The organism is Oharaeibacter diazotrophicus (assembly GCF_004362745.1).
Taxonomy (GTDB): domain Bacteria; phylum Pseudomonadota; class Alphaproteobacteria; order Rhizobiales; family Pleomorphomonadaceae; genus Oharaeibacter; species Oharaeibacter diazotrophicus.
In genome coordinates, this window is sequence record NZ_SNXY01000009.1 from 68,523 (window position 1) to 82,740 (window position 14,218).

Consider the following 14,218-nt stretch of genomic DNA (forward strand, 5'->3'; position numbering starts at 1 on the left):
TCCTGGCGCTCGTCGCCCTCGCCCCGTTCGTGCCGGGGCTCGAACCCGGCGCCCTGCGCCCGCCGCGCCGGCGGCGCCCGTGACCCCTTCGGAGAGATCCACCATGCTCGACGTCGCCGACCCCTCGACCGCCGCCCTGGCGGAGCCCTTCACCCGCACGCTGGTGCGGCTCCTGCGCGCCCAGGACACCCACGGCGCCTGGGACGCCAAGTCCGACGCGGAGATCCTGAAGCCCTTCGTGGTGACCCGCGAGGAGCGCCGGGCGATGCCGATCATCGGCGACCCCGACCCGGACGTGCTGTGGCGGATCGAGATGTTCTACACGGCCGTCGGCCTGCAGGTGGAGAGCGAGACCGGCGTGATGGCGGGGCCGATGACGAAGATGAGCCACGAGGGCTTCGGCCGGCTGATCCTGATCGCCGGCAAGCTGATCGTGCTGTCGCGGCACCTGCGCGACGTCCACCGCTTCGGCTTCGACGACCTCTCCGCCCTCGCGACCGAGGGCGCCAAGTGGGTCGCCAAGGCGCGGGCCGAGATCGAGGCCCACCCCGACGTCGCCCGCGCCTGAGCCCAGCCTCCCGGAGACCTGTCCATGTCCGAGATCGACGACCTCAAGGCGACGGTGAAGAAGCTGTCGCAGAAGGCGACCGCCATGAAGATGAACCTGCACGACCTCTCGGAGGAACTGCCGGTCGACTACGAGAAGATCCCGACGGTCGCCGCCGAGTGCTTCGAGGCGTTCAAGGCGCTGACCGAGGCGCGCGCCCGCCTGAAGGCGCTGGAAGGCGCCTGACCCGTTCCCCTCCCCCCGCGGAGACGATCCCGATGTCCTTCACCACCCGCGACGGCTCGGCCTGGACGCCGTCCTATCTGACCGCCATCGACGCGCGCACCTGCATCGGCTGCGGCCGTTGCTACAAGGTCTGCTCGCGCGACGTCATGCACCTCCACGGCGTCGACGAAGCCGGCACCATCCTCGGCAAGATCGAGGACGGCTCCGACGAGGACTTCGACGGCGAACTCAACCGCTCGATCATGGTGCTCGACCGCGCCGGCGCCTGCATCGGCTGCGGCGCCTGCGCCCGGGTCTGCCCGAAGGGGTGCCAGACCCACACGCCGGCGGACCGGCTGGCGGCCTGATCCACGTCGAGGGGGAGGCCGCGCGATGTCGACGATCCCGATGCCCGAGACGGGCGGGGAGCAGCGGCCGGCCCAGGGCCGCCGGCTCTCGCCGCGCACGGCCGACGCGCTCCGGCGCGTCGTCGTCCTCGCCGCCGCCGAGGCGCGCGACCGTGGCGAGCCGATCGCGGGCCGGCTCGGCCTTACCCGCCGCGACGTCGCGGCGATCCTCGCCGCCCTGCCCGACCTCGCCGCCGTGGTCGGCGATCTCGCGCTCGGCGCCGACCACGTGCCCGACGAGGAGGAGGACCAGGTCCGCCTGCTCCTGACGATCTCCCTCGCCGACGAGGGCGACGACGGCCGGCGCATGGCCGCGATCATGGCCCGGCGGGCGATGGAGCCCGACCACCTCTGGCAGGACATGGGTCTCGCCTGCCGCGGCGACCTCTCGGCGCTGATCGCCGAACTGTTCCCCGCACTCCACGCCCGCAACACCCGGTCGATGCGCTGGAAGAAGTTCTTCTACCGCGAACTCTGCGAGGCCGAGGGCTTCGTGCTGTGCGCCGCGCCGAGCTGCGGCGCCTGCGCCGACCACGCCGCCTGCTTCGGCCCGGAGGACGGCGAGAGCCGCCTCGCCGAGATCCGCCGCGCCGCGAACTGACACGGGTTGCGTCAAGTCCCGTCCCGCCGGCCGGCAGGGCGCAGGGTGATTGCGCGAAGCCGCCATTCATCCCTCCCCTCAAGGGGAGGGTCCGAGCGGAGCGAAGGGAAGGGGTCGCTCTTTTTCCCGTCCGCTTGCCCGTTTTGGATGGGAACGAGGCTTACATCAGCCAAAGCACGCGCTGCCCGATCCACGAAGACGACCCCTTCCGGCCCTGCGGGCCACCTTCCCCCGAGGGGAAGGATGAATGGCAGCTTTGAACGATCGCACTGTGCGGGGACGGCCGGCGGGCGTTTCGTCTCGTCCGTGGCCGGCGGCGGACGAGGCCCGACAGGGGCCTGTCGCAAAGCGGACGAATGTCGCGACAGCGACGCCGCGGTCACCCTGTATTTCCTTTCTAAAACAACGAATTAATCGGTTGGCACGGCGACTGCTCCTGTCGTTCCGGTTCCCCTTCCAGCCCGGGAGATCCCGATGATCCAGCTGACCGACAACGCCGTCTCCGCCGTCAGGACCGCTCTCGCCCGCTCGGCCGGCGCCGCGGCCGGCCTGCGCATCGTGGTGGAGGCCGGCGGCTGCGCCGGCTTCAAGTACATGATGGGCCTCGAGGCGGCCGCCCGCGACGGCGATGCCGTCGTGGAGAAGGACGGCGTCACCGTGTTCATCGACGAGCGGACCAAGCCGCTGGTCGCCGGCATGACGGTCGACTTCGTCACCGACCTCGAGAACTCGGGCTTCGTGTTCGACAACCCGAACGCGGCGTCGAAGTGCGCCTGCGGCAAGTCCTTCGGCTGAGGGAGATCGGTCGATGTGGGACTATTCCGACAAGGTCAAGGACTACTTCTTCAACCCGAAGAACGCCGGGGCGCTCGCCGACGCCAACGCCGTCGGCGAGGTCGGGGCGATCGCCTGCGGCGACGCGCTGAAGCTGATGCTGAAGGTGGAGCCGGACAGCGAGACCATCCTCGACGCCCGCTTCCAGACCTTCGGCTGCGGCTCGGCGATCGCCTCGTCCTCGGCGCTGACCGAGCTGGTGATCGGCAAGACGCTGACCCAGGCGCTCGAGATGACCAACCAGGACATCGCCGACTTCCTCGGCGGGCTGCCGCCGGAGAAGATGCACTGCTCGGTGATGGGCTACGAGGCGCTGCAGGCGGCGATCGCCGACTTCCGCGGCGAGGAGTGGCACGACGACCACGAGGAGGGCGCCCTCCTCTGCAAGTGCTTCGGCGTCGACGAGGGCATGGTCGAGCGCGCGGTGCGCATGAACAAGCTCACCACGATCGAGCAGGTCACCGCCTACACCAAGGCCGGCGGCGGCTGCCTGACCTGCTTCGACGGACTCGAGGCCTGCCTCGCGAAGGTCAACGCGGCGATGGTGGCCGAGGGCGCGCTCGCCGCGCAAGAGGCCTATCGGCTCGGCGGCACCACCCAGGCGGTGGTGAAGCAGAAGGCCCGCGAGGCGCGAGGCTTCGTCAAGGCGCCGGCGGAGCCGAAGCCGGTGGCGGCGGCCTCGCCGATGATCTCGCTCGACGCCATCGCGCCGGTGCCGGCGGCGGCCCCGGCCGCGCCCGGCGGCGGGATGACCATGCTGCGGAAGATCCGGCTCGTCGAGGAGACGATCGCGGAGATGCGGCCCTACCTGCGCCAGGACGGCGGCGACTGCGAGCTCGTCGACGTCGACGGCAGCACGGTGAGCGTGAAGCTCTCCGGCGCCTGCGTCGGCTGCCAGATGGCCAGCGTCACCGTCTCCGGCATCCAGGACCGGCTCGCCGCCAAGCTCGGCCAGCCCTTCCGCGTCGTGCCGGTCTGAGCGCCCGCCCCCTCGTCCGACGGAGACCTTGCCCGATGACGCCCGTCTATCTCGACAACAACGCCACCACCCGCGTCGACCCGGCCGTCGTGGAGGCCATGCTGCCCTTCTTCACCGAGCAGTTCGGCAACGCCTCCTCGATCCACGCCTTCGGCGCGGCGGTCGGCGGGGCGATCCGCACGGCCCGGCGCGAGCTGCAGGCGCTTCTCGGCGCCGAGCACGACCACGAGATCGTCTTCACCGCCGGCGGCACGGAGAGCGACTCCACAGCGATCTTCTCCGCCCTCGAGGCGCTGCCGGACCGCGACGAGATCGTGACCTCGAAGGTCGAGCATCCCGCCATCCTCGCCGTCTGCGACCACCTCGAGAAGACCGGCCGCGCCAAGATCCACCGCATCGGCGTCGACCGCTCCGGCCGGCTCGACCTCGACGCCTACCGCGCGGCGCTGTCGCCGCGGGTGGCGCTGGTGACGCTGATGTGGGCCAACAACGAGACCGGCACGATCTTCCCGGTCGAGGGCCTCGCCGAACTCGCCAAGGAGGTCGGCGCACTGTTCCACACCGACGCGGTGCAGGCGGTCGGCAAGGTACCGATCGACCTGAAGTCCTCCGTGATCGACATGCTGTCGCTGTCCGGCCACAAGCTGCACGGGCCGAAGGGCATCGGCGCGCTCTACGTGCGCCGCGGCACCCGCTTCAAGCCGCTGATCCGCGGCGGCCATCAGGAGCGCGGCCGGCGCGCCGGCACCGAGAACGCCCCGGCGATCGTCGGCCTCGGCAAGGCGGCGGCGCTGGCGGCCGCCCACATGGCCGACGAGAACACCCGCGTGAAGGCACTGCGCGACCGGCTCGAGGCCGGCATCGTCCAGCGCATCCCGAACTGCTTCGTCAACGGCGACCGCCACGACCGGCTGCCGAACACCTGCAACGTCGCCTTCGAGTTCGTCGAGGGCGAGGCGATCCTGCTGCACCTCAACCGGGCCGGCATCGCGGCGTCGTCCGGTTCGGCCTGCACCTCCGGCTCGCTGGAGCCGAGCCACGTGCTCCGGGCGATGGACATCCCCTTCACCGCCGCCCACGGCTCGATCCGCTTCTCCTTTTCGCGCGAGAACGGCGAGGCCGACGTCGACCGCGTGCTCGACGTGATGCCCGACATCCTCGACCGGCTCCGGGCGCTGTCGCCGTTCTGGAACGGCGCCGGCGAGAGCGCGGCGGCGTTCCGCCCGGTCTACGCCTGAACCACCGCCCGGCCGCCCGCCGCCGCGGGTGGCCGGGGATCCACCGACCAACGAGCGGAGGCGGCGCCATGGCCGAGCGCGTATTCGTCAACGACACCACGCTGCGCGACGGCGAACAGGCGCCGGGCGTCGCCTTCTCGGTGGCCGAGAAGGTGCTGATCGCCCGCGCGCTCGCCGCGGCGGGGGTCGACGAGATCGAGGCCGGCACGCCCGCCATGGGCGGCAGCGAGATCGCGGCGCTGGCGGCGGTCGTCGCCGAGGACCTGCCGGTCCGGGTGATGGCGTGGTGCCGCCTCGCCGAGGCCGACGTCGACGCCGCGGCGAGCGCCGGCGTCGCCCACGTCAACCTGTCGGTGCCGACGTCGCGGATCCAGATGGCGGTGAAGCTGCACGCCGGCCCCGAGGCGGTCGCCGAGCGGGTGCGCCGGGTCGTCGCCCACGCCCGCGCACGCGGCCTGACGGTCGCGCTCGGCGGCGAGGACGCCTCGCGCGCCGAGCCCGCCGACATCGGCCTGCTCGCCCGCGCGGCGGCGGCCGAGGGCGCCTGGCGCCTGCGCTTCGCCGACACGCTCGGCGTGCTCGACCCCTTCGCCACTTTCGACGCGATCCGCGCGGTGCGCTCGGAGACCGACCTCGCGATCGAGTTCCACGGCCACGACGACCTCGGCCTCGCCACCGCCAACACGCTGGCGGCGCTGCGTGCCGGGGCCACCCACGCCAGCGTCACCGTGCTCGGGCTCGGCGAGCGCGCCGGCAACGCGGCGCTCGAGGAGGTCGCGGTGGCGGCCGGCGCCGTACTCGGCCGGTCCTGCGGCGTCGACCCGACCGCGCTCGCCGGCCTCGCCGGGCTCGTCGCCGAGGCGTCCGGGCGGGCGGTGCCGTCGGACAAGGCGATCGTCGGCACCGAGGTGTTCACCCACGAATCCGGCATCCACGTCGCCGCCCTGCTCCGCGACGTCCACACCTACCAGGGCCTCGACCCCGCCCTCCTCGGCCGGCGCCACCGCGTCGTGCTCGGCAAGCACACCGGCCTCGCCGCGATCCGCGGCGTGCTCGCCGACCTCGGGCTGACGGTGAGCGACCGCGAGGCGCTGGAACTCCTGCGCGCCGTCAAGGCGCGGGCGGAGGCGACCAAGACGCCGGTGGCGGTGTCGGAGCTGCGCTCGCTCCTCGCCGCGGCGAGGCTGCCGGCCTTCCTCGAGGCGGCGGAATGAGCGCGCGGCCGTCCGTCCGCGCCCTGATCGCCGGCGACGTCGCCTGCATCCGCTCGCGCGATCCCGCGGCGCGCTCGACCGCGGAGATCCTGATGGTCTACCCGGGCCTGCACGCCGTGATCGCGCACCGGCTGGCGGCGCCGTTGTGGCGGCGCGGCTTCCGGACGACGGCGCGGGTGCTGTCGTGGCTCGCCCGGGTCGCCACCGCCGTCGACATCCATCCCGGCGCCGCCATCGGCGAGCGCTTCTTCATCGACCACGGCGCCGGCGTCGTGATAGGCGAGACCGCGGTGATCGGCGACGACGTCACGCTCTACCACGGCGTCACCCTCGGCGGCACGTCGTGGTCGAAGGGTCGGCGCCACCCGACGCTCGGCGACCGGGTGCTGGTCGGCGCCGGCGCCAAGATCCTCGGCCCGATCACCGTGGAGAGCGGCAGCCGCGTCGGCGCCAACGCCGTGGTGATCGAGGACGTGCCGGCCAACGCCACCGTCGTCGGCATCCCCGGCCGGATCGTCCGCACCGCCGCCGAGCGGCGGACGCTCGAGGGCGGCCGGATCGACCTGCAGCACCACGAGATGCCCGACCCGGTCGGCGACGCGCTCGCCTACCTGGTCGACCGGCTGAACTTCCTCGAGGTCCGTCTCGCCGAAACCCGGGCGGAGCTGCGCGCCGCCCGCGCCGGCACCGGAGCGCCCGCCGACCTTCCCGCCGACCGCCCGGCCGACGGCGTCCACGCGCCGCACTGACGCCGGGCGGGACCATCCCGCCGCCACCACCGGAGAGCCGCCATGTCCGACGTGATCGCCATGCTGAAGGGCCTGTCCTCGGCCGAGGACTTCTTCGCCGCCCTCGACGTGCCCTACGACCCCGCCCGCCTCGGCGTCGCCCGTCTGCACATCCTGAAGCGGATGGGCGAGCACCTCGCCGGCGCCGATCTCGCCGACGGCGACGAGACCGCCGTGCGCGCCGCCTGCGCCGACGTGCTGCGCGCCGCCTACGACGAGTTCGCCGGCCGGCGGCCGATCGAGGCCCGCCTGTTCAAGGTGCTGAAGGACCGCGACCCGAAGCGGCCGAAGGGCGCCTTCGTCTCGTTCGACAGCCTGTTCGGCTGAGGCGCCGGCGGCCGCACACGGCCTGTCGGATGTTCGACATCGGCCTGTCCGCCCGGACCGGACCACCCTTGAAAAAGAAACGAAATCAGCCCCTTGCGCCGCGGCACGGCGTTTGCGGAACCCGTCCGGGACAACATGAGGAGGCCGCCACCGTGCACATCGTGGTCTGCATCAAGCAGGTTCCGGACTCGGCCCAGATCCGGGTCCACCCGGTCACCAACACGATCATGCGGCAGGGCGTGCCGTCGATCGTGAACCCCTACGACCTGTTCTCGCTCGAGGAGGCGCTGCGCCTGCGCGACCGGCTCGGCGGCGCGGTGACCGTCGTCACCATGGGCCCGCCGAGCGCGGTCGAGAGCCTGCGCAAGTGCCTGACCTACGGCGCCGACCGGGCGGTGCTCCTCACCGACCGCTTCTTCGCCGGGTCGGACACGCTCGCCACCTCCTACGCGCTGTCGAAGGCGATCGAGAAGATCGGCGCCGCCTTCTGCGCGCCGGACATCGTGTTCGCCGGCAAGCAGACCATCGACGGCGACACCGCCCAGGTCGGCCCCGGCATCGCCCGCCGGCTCGGGCTGGTGCAGCTGACCTACATCCAGAAGGTGGTCGCCTGCGACACCGCCGCCGGCACGCTCACGGTGGAGCGTCGCGCCGAGGGCGGCACCCAGACGCTGGCGACGCGACTGCCCTGCCTCGTCACCATGCTGGAGGGCGTCAACGAGATCCGCCGCGGCACCATCCAGGATGCCCTGCGCGCGGCCCGAGCCGAGATCGTGACCTGGAGCGCCGCCGAGGCCGGGATCGAGGACGTTACCCGCTGCGGCCTGCGCGGCTCGCCGACCGTGGTCAAGCGCGTGTTCGCGCCGCCGCCGCGGGCGGAGAAGGCCGCCACCGTGGACGTCTCCGGCCGCCCGGCCGCCGACGCCGACGCGCTCCTCGACGCCGTCGTCGCCCGGCGCCCTGCGCTGGCGACCGACCTCGCCACCCTGATCGCCGGTTACTGAAGGAGGACGGACCATGAGCGAGAAGCCCGCCGCCCCCGCACCCGCCGCCGGTCGCGCGGCGATGAAGAAGGAACTGCCGGAGCACTTCAAGGCCTACCGGCACGTCTGGGTCTTCGTCGAACTCGAACGCGGACACGTCCACCCGGTGTCGTGGGAGCTGATCGGCGAGGGCCGCAAGCTCGCCGACAAGCTCGGCGTCGAACTCGCCGGCGTGGTGATGGGCGCGCCCGGCGCCGGCACCCTCGAGGCCGCCGCCGAGGCCTTCGCCTACGGCGCCGACCTCGTCTACCTGGTCGAGCACGAGACGCTCGGCGACTACCGCAACGAGCCTTACGCCAAGGCGCTCACCGACCTCGTCGGCACGCACAAGCCGGAGATCCTGCTGCTCGGCGCGACCACGCTCGGCCGCGACCTCGCCGGCGCGGTCGCGACGACGCTGGCGACGGGCCTGACCGCCGATTGCACCGAACTCGCCGTCGACGCCGACAAGTCGCTGGCGGCGACGCGGCCGACCTTCGGCGGCTCGCTGCTCTGCACGATCTACACGCTGAACTTCCGCCCGCAGATGGCGACCGTGCGCCCGCGGGTGATGGCGATGCCGGAGCGCCGGGAGGGCCGGACCGGTCGGGTGGTGCCGTTCACGCCCGACCTCGAGGAGAGCGCGATCCTCACCAAGCTGCTGTCCTTCATGCCCGATCGCACCTCGGCCAAGAACAACCTCGCCCACGCCGACGTGGTGGTGGCCGGCGGGCTCGGCCTGCAGAGCGCGGAGAACCTCCAGCTGGTGCGCCGGCTGGCGGGCGCGATGGGGGCGGAGTTCGGCTGCTCGCGGCCACTGGTCCAGAAGGGCTGGATGCCGGCCGACCGCCAGATCGGCCAGACCGGCAAGACGATCCGGCCGAAGCTCTACATCGCCGCCGGCATCTCCGGCGCGATCCAGCACCGGGTCGGCGTCGACGGCGCCGACACCATCGTGGCGATCAACACCGACGCCAACGCGCCGATCATGGCTTTCGCCCACCTCGCCATCGTCACCGACGCGATCCGCCTGCTGCCGGCGCTCGCCGAGGCGGTGACGCGGCGCTTCTCGCCCCACTCCCGCGACCGTATCGCGGGCTGACCCATCCGAGGTTCGCCATGGCCGACGAAAAATTCGACGTGATCGTCATCGGCGCCGGCATGTCCGGCAACGCGGCCGCCTACGTGGCCGCGGAGAAGGGGCTTAAGGTGCTGCAGCTCGAGCGCGGGGAGTATCCCGGCTCCAAGAACGTGCAGGGCGCCATCCTCTACGCCGACATGCTGGAGAAGATCGTCCCCGACTTCCGCGAGGACGCCCCGCTGGAGCGCCACCTCGTCGAGCAGCGCTTCTGGATGATGTCGGAGACGTCCCACACCGGGATGCACTACCGCTCCGACACCTTCAACGAGGACAAGCCGAACCGCTACACCATCATCCGCTCGCAGTTCGACCGCTGGTTCTCCGGCAAGGTGCGCGAGAAGGGCGCAATCGTCCTGACCGAGACGACCGCGACCGAACTCGTCACCGGGCGCGACGGCGCGGTGATCGGCGTGCGCACCGACCGCTCGGGCGGCCCGATCTATGCCGACGTGGTGGTGCTCGCCGAGGGCGTCAACGGCCTGCTTGGCAGCCGCGCCGGCCTGCGCGAACGGCCGAAGGCCGCGCAGGTCGCCCTCGCGGTCAAGGAGATGCACTTCATGCCGCGCGAGACGATCGAGGCGCGCTTCAACCTCGACGGCGACGCCGGCGTGGTGATCGAGGCCGCCGGCACGATCTCCAAGGGCATGGCCGGCATGGGCTTCGTCTACACCAACAAGGAGAGCCTCTCGGTCGGCATCGGCTGCCTCGTCTCCGACTTCGCCGAGACCGGCGAGACGCCCTACGGCCTGCTCGACGCCTTCCGCCGCCACCCCTCGCTGCGGCCGCTGCTCGCCGACGCCGAGATCAAGGAATACGCCGCCCACCTGATCCCCGAGGGCGGCTACCGCGCCGTGCCGCAGCTGTTCGGCGACGGCTGGGTGGTGGTCGGCGACGCCGGCCAGTTCAACAACGCCATCCACCGCGAGGGCTCCAACCTCGCGATGACCACGGGCCGGCTCGCCGCCGAGGCGATCTTCCAGGTCAAGACCCGGCGCCAGCCTTTCACCGCGGAGAACCTCGCGCTCTACAAGCGGATGGTCGACGACAGCTTCGTGATGAAGGACCTGAAGAAATACAAGGACATGCCGCGGCTCCTCCACACGCAGTCCTCGAACCTCTTCCTGACCTATCCACAGCTCGTCTCGAAGGCGATGGAGGACTTCGTGCGTGTCGACGGCACGCCCAAGCTCGAGAAGGAGAAGGCGACGGTGCGCAACTTCGTCCGCACCCGCTCGTGGACGGGCCTGTTCGGCGACGCCGTCCGCCTCGCCCGCGCCTGGCGCTGAGCCCGCCGCCCCCGCCACCCCGCTCCCGGAGGAGGAAGAGATGACCGCTCCCGTCAAGGGCCCCCGCGTCGAGGAGAAGCTCTATCAGAACCGCTACCAGGTCGACGCCGGCAAGCCGCACATCACCGTCGCCCCGCACGACACGCCGTCGCCGAACCTCCTCGCCATGACGCGGATCTGCCCGGCCGGCTGCTACGCGCAGAACGAGGCCGGGCAGGTCGAGATCGTCGCCGACGGCTGCATGGAGTGCGGCACGTGCCGCGTGCTGTGCGAGGAGACCGGAGAGATCACCTGGAACTACCCGCGCGGCGGCTACGGCGTGCTGTTCAAGTTCGGCTGAGGTCGTGCGCCGGTCATGACCGCCAGCCGGCGGCGACCGCCTCGGTGGTCGCCATGGCGGCGCCGGCGCCCTCGAGCGCGGCCATCAGCGTCGCCTGGACCGCGGCGGCGGGAACGACGACGTCGCCGAAGGCGAGCTCGCGCGTCGCCGTGGCGTCGTGCACCACGGTGACGGCGAGGCCGAGGTCGAGCGCGGCGCGGGTGGCGGCGTCGACGCACATGTGGCTCATGGCGCCGGTGACGATCAGGCCGTCGACGCCCGCTGCGGAGAGACGGTCCGCGAGGTCGGTGCCGAGGAAGGCGTTGACGGCCTCCTTGACGATCACCGGCTCGCCCGGCGCCGGCGCCACCGACGGATGGGTTTCGGCCCCCTCGGTGCCGCGCGCGAAGAACGGCGCGTCGGCGCCGGGCTCCTCGTGGCGCACGTGCAGGACCGGCACGCCGGCGGCGCGGGCGGCCGCGATCAACGTGGCGGCGTTGGCCGCGGCGGCCTCGATGCCGGCGAGCGGGTAGCGGCCGGCGGGGAAGTAGTCGTTCTGGAGATCGATGACGATCAGTGCGGCGCCCATCTGGTGTCCTCCTGGTCGAAGCCGTCGCCGCGGCGCCTCGAGGCGCCCGGCGGTGATGTCGTCTCGGCGCGCTCAGTAGCCGAGCGCGAAGCCGTCCTTGCGGTGGTCGGAACCGCCGATCAGCGTGCCGGTGTCCGGGTCGATCCAGATCGCCTGGCCGCCACCGATCGGACCGTCCGAGGCGACGAGATCGAAGCCCATGGCGGCGAGCATCGGGCCGGCGCGGTCGCGGACGAGGCCCTCGGCCTCGACCTCGGCCGAGCCCGGCAGCGGGAACACGCGCGGCAGGTCGAGCGCCTCCTGGACGCTGCAGCCGTGGCCGAACAGGCGCGACAGGAACACCGCCTGCCCCATCGCCTGATAATGGCCGCCCATGACGCCGAAGGGCATCACCGCGCGGCCGTTGCGCGTGACCATGCCCGGGATGATCGTGTGCAGCGGCCGCTTGCGCGGCGCCACCGTGTTGGGGTGGCCCGGCTCGAGGGTGAAGCTGCAGCCGCGGTTGTGCAGCATGATGCCGGAGCGCGGCGTCATGATGCCGGAGCCGTAGTGGTAGAAGATCGAGTTGATGAAGCTGACCGCGGTGCGGTCCTTGTCGACGACGGCGACGTAGACCGTGTCGCGATGCGGCGCGCCGACGGGCGGCGCTGCGCCGAGGCCGCTCTCGCCGCGCGCGACCCGGTCCGCGAGGTCGGCGACCAAGGTCTCGTCGAGCAGCGCCGCGGCGAGCCCGTGCGGGTCGGCGCCGTCGGCGAGCAGGCGGTCGCGCACCGCGTAGGCGAAGCGGGTGGCGCGGATCTCGGTGGCGATCGTCGCCGGATCGACCGGGCCGCCGGTGGCGGGTTGGCGCTCCAGGATCTTCATGATCAAGAGCGCGATCACGCCCTGGCCGTTCGGCGGGCACTCGTGGACGGTGTGGCCCCGGAAGCCGGTCGCGACCGGCGTGACATACTCGCCCACGGCGGTCTCGAAGTCCTCGAGGGTGTGGAGGCCGCCGCGTTCGGCGAGGGTCGCCACCATCTCGGCGGCGATCTCGCCGCGGTAGAAGGCGTCGCGGCCTTCGCGGCCGATCCGCTCCAGCGTGTCGGCGAGCGCCGGCTGGCGCTGGATGGAGCCGACCGCCGGCGCGGCGCCGTCGACCAGGAACGTCGCGGCGGCGGTGGGGTCGGCAGCGAGGTGGTCGCGCTCGTCGGCGATGTCGAAGGCGACGCGCGGCGTCACCGGATAGCCCGTGCGCGCCATGGCGACGGCGGGGGCGAGCAGTTCGGCCATCGTCATCCGGCCGTGGTCGGCGACGAGCCGGGTCCAGGCGTCGACGGCGCCGGGGATCGTGACCGCGTGCGGCGAGCGGCGCTCGATCGCGGTCACGCCGAGGCCGGCGAGGCGCTCGGGCGTCATCGCGGCCGGGGCGCGGCCGGAGCCGTTGTAGGCGACGACGCGGTCGCCGCCGCCGGGGGCGATCAGGGCGAAGCAGTCGCCGCCGATGCCGGTCGATCCCGCCTCGACCACGCACTGGACGGCGCAGGCCGCGACGGCGGCGTCGACGGCGTTGCCGCCGGCCTTCAGCACCTCGACCGCGGTCAGCGTGGCGGCGGCGTGGGAGGTCGCCGCCATGCCGGTGCGCCCGAGGGCCACCGAACGGCCGGGCAGCTCGAAATTCCTGATCACGTCTTCCTCGCTAGCCTGTCGTGGTGCGACCGCTCGTGCGTCGCGGCCGGCCGATTCGCGACCGGACGGACCGGCGCGGCAGGGATCCTATCCGCCCGCGCCGGTCCGTACGATCATTGGAACGAGACCTTCAGCCACTGCTCGGCGAGGCGCTCGATGGTCCCGTCGGCCTTGGCGGCGGCGATGGCCGCGTCGAACTTCGCCTTCAGTTCGGTGTCGTCCCGGCGCAGGCCGACCGCGATGCCCTTGCCGAACACGCCGCCGACGAAGGTGGGGCCGACCTGGGCGTAGCCGGCGAAGTCGGGCTTCGACAGCGTGTTGCCGATCGCTGTGGTCTGCTCGACGATGGCGTCGAGCCGGCCGGCGAGGATGTCGAGGTCGTGCTGCTCGACCGTCTTGTACTCGCGCTTCTCGGCGACGCCGGCGAGATAGGTGTCGACGAAGCCGGCGTTGGCGGTCGAGACCTGGGCGCCGACCAGCTTGCCGGCGAGCGCCGTCTGCAGCGGCGCCAGCGCCGCCTCGACCGCGGCCGGATCGCCGCCGAGGTCGACGGTGGTGCCGGTGCCCGGGAGGTCGCCGAGCGGGCCGGCCTTCTCGGCGAGGATGCCGGCGGAGGTCGGGGCGTAGGGCTCGCTGAAGGCGATCACCTTCAGCCGCTTCTCGGTGACGATCATGGAGGCCATGATCGCGTCGAACTTCTTGGCGGTGAGCGCCGGGATCAGGCCGTCCCAGTCCTGCGCCACGATCTTGCACTCGACTTTCATGCGCGCGCAGAGGTCGTTGGCGAGGTCGACCTCGAAGCCCTTGATGGTGCCGTCCGGGCCCATGAAGTTCCAGGGCTCGTAGGCGCCCTCGGTGGCGATGGTGACGGTCGCCGGCTCCGCGAGCACGGCGGTGGCGCCGAGAGCGACGGCGGCGATCGCGGTCGCGGCGGCGATGAGATGCCTTTTCATATCGGTTCCCCTTGTCTGGTGCCGGGTCGGATTCCGCCCGCGTCCCGATCTTCGCGCCGGTGACGTCGGGCCGCCCGACC

Annotated in this window: 17 protein-coding genes; 14 read left to right on the forward strand and 3 right to left on the reverse strand. The window is 72.4% G+C overall.

The genetic code is table 11. The annotated features are described in order from the left end of the window. The first annotated feature begins 103 nt into the window (after positions 1-103). The 14 genes from EDD54_RS15330 to EDD54_RS15395 all read left to right on the forward strand — a co-directional run bounded on the left by EDD54_RS15330 (position 104) and on the right by EDD54_RS15395 (position 10,949). Complete coding sequence (locus EDD54_RS15330) at positions 104-568, forward strand: NifX-associated nitrogen fixation protein (RefSeq protein ID WP_126537825.1); 465 nt, start codon at positions 104-106, stop codon at positions 566-568. A 24-nt stretch (positions 569-592) separates the two neighbouring features. After that, complete coding sequence (locus tag EDD54_RS15335; RefSeq protein ID WP_126537827.1) at positions 593-793, forward strand: CCE_0567 family metalloprotein; 201 nt, start codon at positions 593-595, stop codon at positions 791-793. Between the two features lie 32 nt (positions 794-825). Next, positions 826-1,140 carry a ferredoxin III, nif-specific gene (gene fdxB / locus EDD54_RS15340; RefSeq protein WP_165644971.1) on the forward strand — a complete coding sequence of 105 codons (315 nt, stop codon included), beginning with the start codon at positions 826-828 and terminating at the stop codon, positions 1,138-1,140. A 25-nt stretch (positions 1,141-1,165) separates the two neighbouring features. Continuing rightward, complete coding sequence (locus EDD54_RS15345) at positions 1,166-1,780, forward strand: nitrogen fixation protein NifQ (protein ID WP_126537829.1); 615 nt, start codon at positions 1,166-1,168, stop codon at positions 1,778-1,780. A gap of 474 nt (positions 1,781-2,254) precedes the next feature. Beyond that, positions 2,255-2,575: a HesB/IscA family protein gene (locus EDD54_RS15350; RefSeq protein WP_126537831.1), complete on the forward strand. Its 321-nt coding sequence runs from the start codon at positions 2,255-2,257 to the stop codon at positions 2,573-2,575. Between the two features lie 13 nt (positions 2,576-2,588). Continuing rightward, positions 2,589-3,593 carry a Fe-S cluster assembly protein NifU gene (gene nifU, locus EDD54_RS15355; protein WP_126537833.1) on the forward strand — a complete coding sequence of 335 codons (1,005 nt, stop codon included), beginning with the start codon at positions 2,589-2,591 and terminating at the stop codon, positions 3,591-3,593. 35 nt (positions 3,594-3,628) lie between these two features. Beyond that, complete coding sequence (gene nifS, locus EDD54_RS15360; protein ID WP_126537835.1) at positions 3,629-4,831, forward strand: cysteine desulfurase NifS; 1,203 nt, start codon at positions 3,629-3,631, stop codon at positions 4,829-4,831. A gap of 68 nt (positions 4,832-4,899) precedes the next feature. Next, the gene (gene nifV / locus EDD54_RS15365) at positions 4,900-6,045 is read left to right on the forward strand and encodes a homocitrate synthase (RefSeq protein ID WP_126537837.1); all 1,146 of its coding nucleotides are present in this window, start codon (positions 4,900-4,902) and stop codon (positions 6,043-6,045) included. Then, entirely contained in the window at positions 6,042-6,794 is a 753-nt protein-coding gene (gene cysE, locus EDD54_RS15370; protein ID WP_126537839.1) for a serine O-acetyltransferase, read from the forward strand. The genes nifV and cysE overlap by 4 nt, the downstream gene beginning before the upstream one ends. A gap of 42 nt (positions 6,795-6,836) precedes the next feature. Further along, positions 6,837-7,160, forward strand: coding sequence for a nitrogenase stabilizing/protective protein NifW (nifW, locus tag EDD54_RS15375; protein ID WP_126537841.1), 324 nt, complete (start codon positions 6,837-6,839; stop codon positions 7,158-7,160). Between the two features lie 152 nt (positions 7,161-7,312). Then, a complete protein-coding gene (locus EDD54_RS15380) occupies positions 7,313-8,164 on the forward strand; it encodes an electron transfer flavoprotein subunit beta/FixA family protein (RefSeq protein ID WP_126537843.1) in 852 nt (283 codons plus the stop codon). A 13-nt stretch (positions 8,165-8,177) separates the two neighbouring features. Then, positions 8,178-9,284, forward strand: a complete 1,107-nt coding sequence (locus EDD54_RS15385) for an electron transfer flavoprotein subunit alpha/FixB family protein (protein ID WP_126537845.1) — start codon at positions 8,178-8,180, stop codon at positions 9,282-9,284. Positions 9,285-9,301: 17 nt separating this feature from the next. Further along, entirely contained in the window at positions 9,302-10,609 is a 1,308-nt protein-coding gene (locus EDD54_RS15390; RefSeq protein WP_126537847.1) for an FAD-dependent oxidoreductase, read from the forward strand. Between the two features lie 40 nt (positions 10,610-10,649). Continuing rightward, entirely contained in the window at positions 10,650-10,949 is a 300-nt protein-coding gene (locus EDD54_RS15395) for a ferredoxin family protein (RefSeq protein WP_126537849.1), read from the forward strand. A gap of 13 nt (positions 10,950-10,962) precedes the next feature. Here the strand turns inward: EDD54_RS15395 and EDD54_RS15400 are convergent, their stop codons facing one another. The 3 genes from EDD54_RS15400 to EDD54_RS15410 form a co-directional block, all read right to left on the reverse strand. Further along, complete coding sequence (locus EDD54_RS15400) at positions 10,963-11,517, reverse strand: cysteine hydrolase family protein (protein ID WP_126537851.1); 555 nt, start codon at positions 11,515-11,517, stop codon at positions 10,963-10,965. 72 nt (positions 11,518-11,589) lie between these two features. Further along, positions 11,590-13,182: a gamma-glutamyltransferase family protein gene (locus EDD54_RS15405; RefSeq protein ID WP_126541769.1), complete on the reverse strand. Its 1,593-nt coding sequence runs from the start codon at positions 13,180-13,182 to the stop codon at positions 11,590-11,592. A 116-nt stretch (positions 13,183-13,298) separates the two neighbouring features. After that, on the reverse strand, positions 13,299-14,138 hold the full coding sequence (locus EDD54_RS15410; protein WP_126537853.1) for a transporter substrate-binding domain-containing protein: 840 nt from the start codon (positions 14,136-14,138) through the stop codon (positions 13,299-13,301). Between the last annotated feature and the right edge of the window lie 80 nt (positions 14,139-14,218).

Coding starts and splice junctions, on each gene's coding strand:
- EDD54_RS15335 (WP_126537827.1), top strand. CDS start 593: ATGTCCGAGATCGACGACCTCAAGGCGACGGTGAAGAAGCTGTCGCAG.
- EDD54_RS15330 (WP_126537825.1), top strand. CDS start 104: ATGCTCGACGTCGCCGACCCCTCGACCGCCGCCCTGGCGGAGCCCTTC.
- EDD54_RS15345 (WP_126537829.1), top strand. CDS start 1,166: ATGTCGACGATCCCGATGCCCGAGACGGGCGGGGAGCAGCGGCCGGCC.
- nifV (WP_126537837.1), top strand. CDS start 4,900: ATGGCCGAGCGCGTATTCGTCAACGACACCACGCTGCGCGACGGCGAA.
- nifW (WP_126537841.1), top strand. CDS start 6,837: ATGTCCGACGTGATCGCCATGCTGAAGGGCCTGTCCTCGGCCGAGGAC.
- cysE (WP_126537839.1), top strand. CDS start 6,042: ATGAGCGCGCGGCCGTCCGTCCGCGCCCTGATCGCCGGCGACGTCGCC.
- nifS (WP_126537835.1), top strand. CDS start 3,629: ATGACGCCCGTCTATCTCGACAACAACGCCACCACCCGCGTCGACCCG.
- EDD54_RS15410 (WP_126537853.1), bottom strand. CDS start 14,138: ATGAAAAGGCATCTCATCGCCGCCGCGACCGCGATCGCCGCCGTCGCT.
- nifU (WP_126537833.1), top strand. CDS start 2,589: ATGTGGGACTATTCCGACAAGGTCAAGGACTACTTCTTCAACCCGAAG.
- EDD54_RS15395 (WP_126537849.1), top strand. CDS start 10,650: ATGACCGCTCCCGTCAAGGGCCCCCGCGTCGAGGAGAAGCTCTATCAG.
- EDD54_RS15350 (WP_126537831.1), top strand. CDS start 2,255: ATGATCCAGCTGACCGACAACGCCGTCTCCGCCGTCAGGACCGCTCTC.
- fdxB (WP_165644971.1), top strand. CDS start 826: ATGTCCTTCACCACCCGCGACGGCTCGGCCTGGACGCCGTCCTATCTG.
- EDD54_RS15390 (WP_126537847.1), top strand. CDS start 9,302: ATGGCCGACGAAAAATTCGACGTGATCGTCATCGGCGCCGGCATGTCC.
- EDD54_RS15400 (WP_126537851.1), bottom strand. CDS start 11,517: ATGGGCGCCGCACTGATCGTCATCGATCTCCAGAACGACTACTTCCCC.
- EDD54_RS15385 (WP_126537845.1), top strand. CDS start 8,178: ATGAGCGAGAAGCCCGCCGCCCCCGCACCCGCCGCCGGTCGCGCGGCG.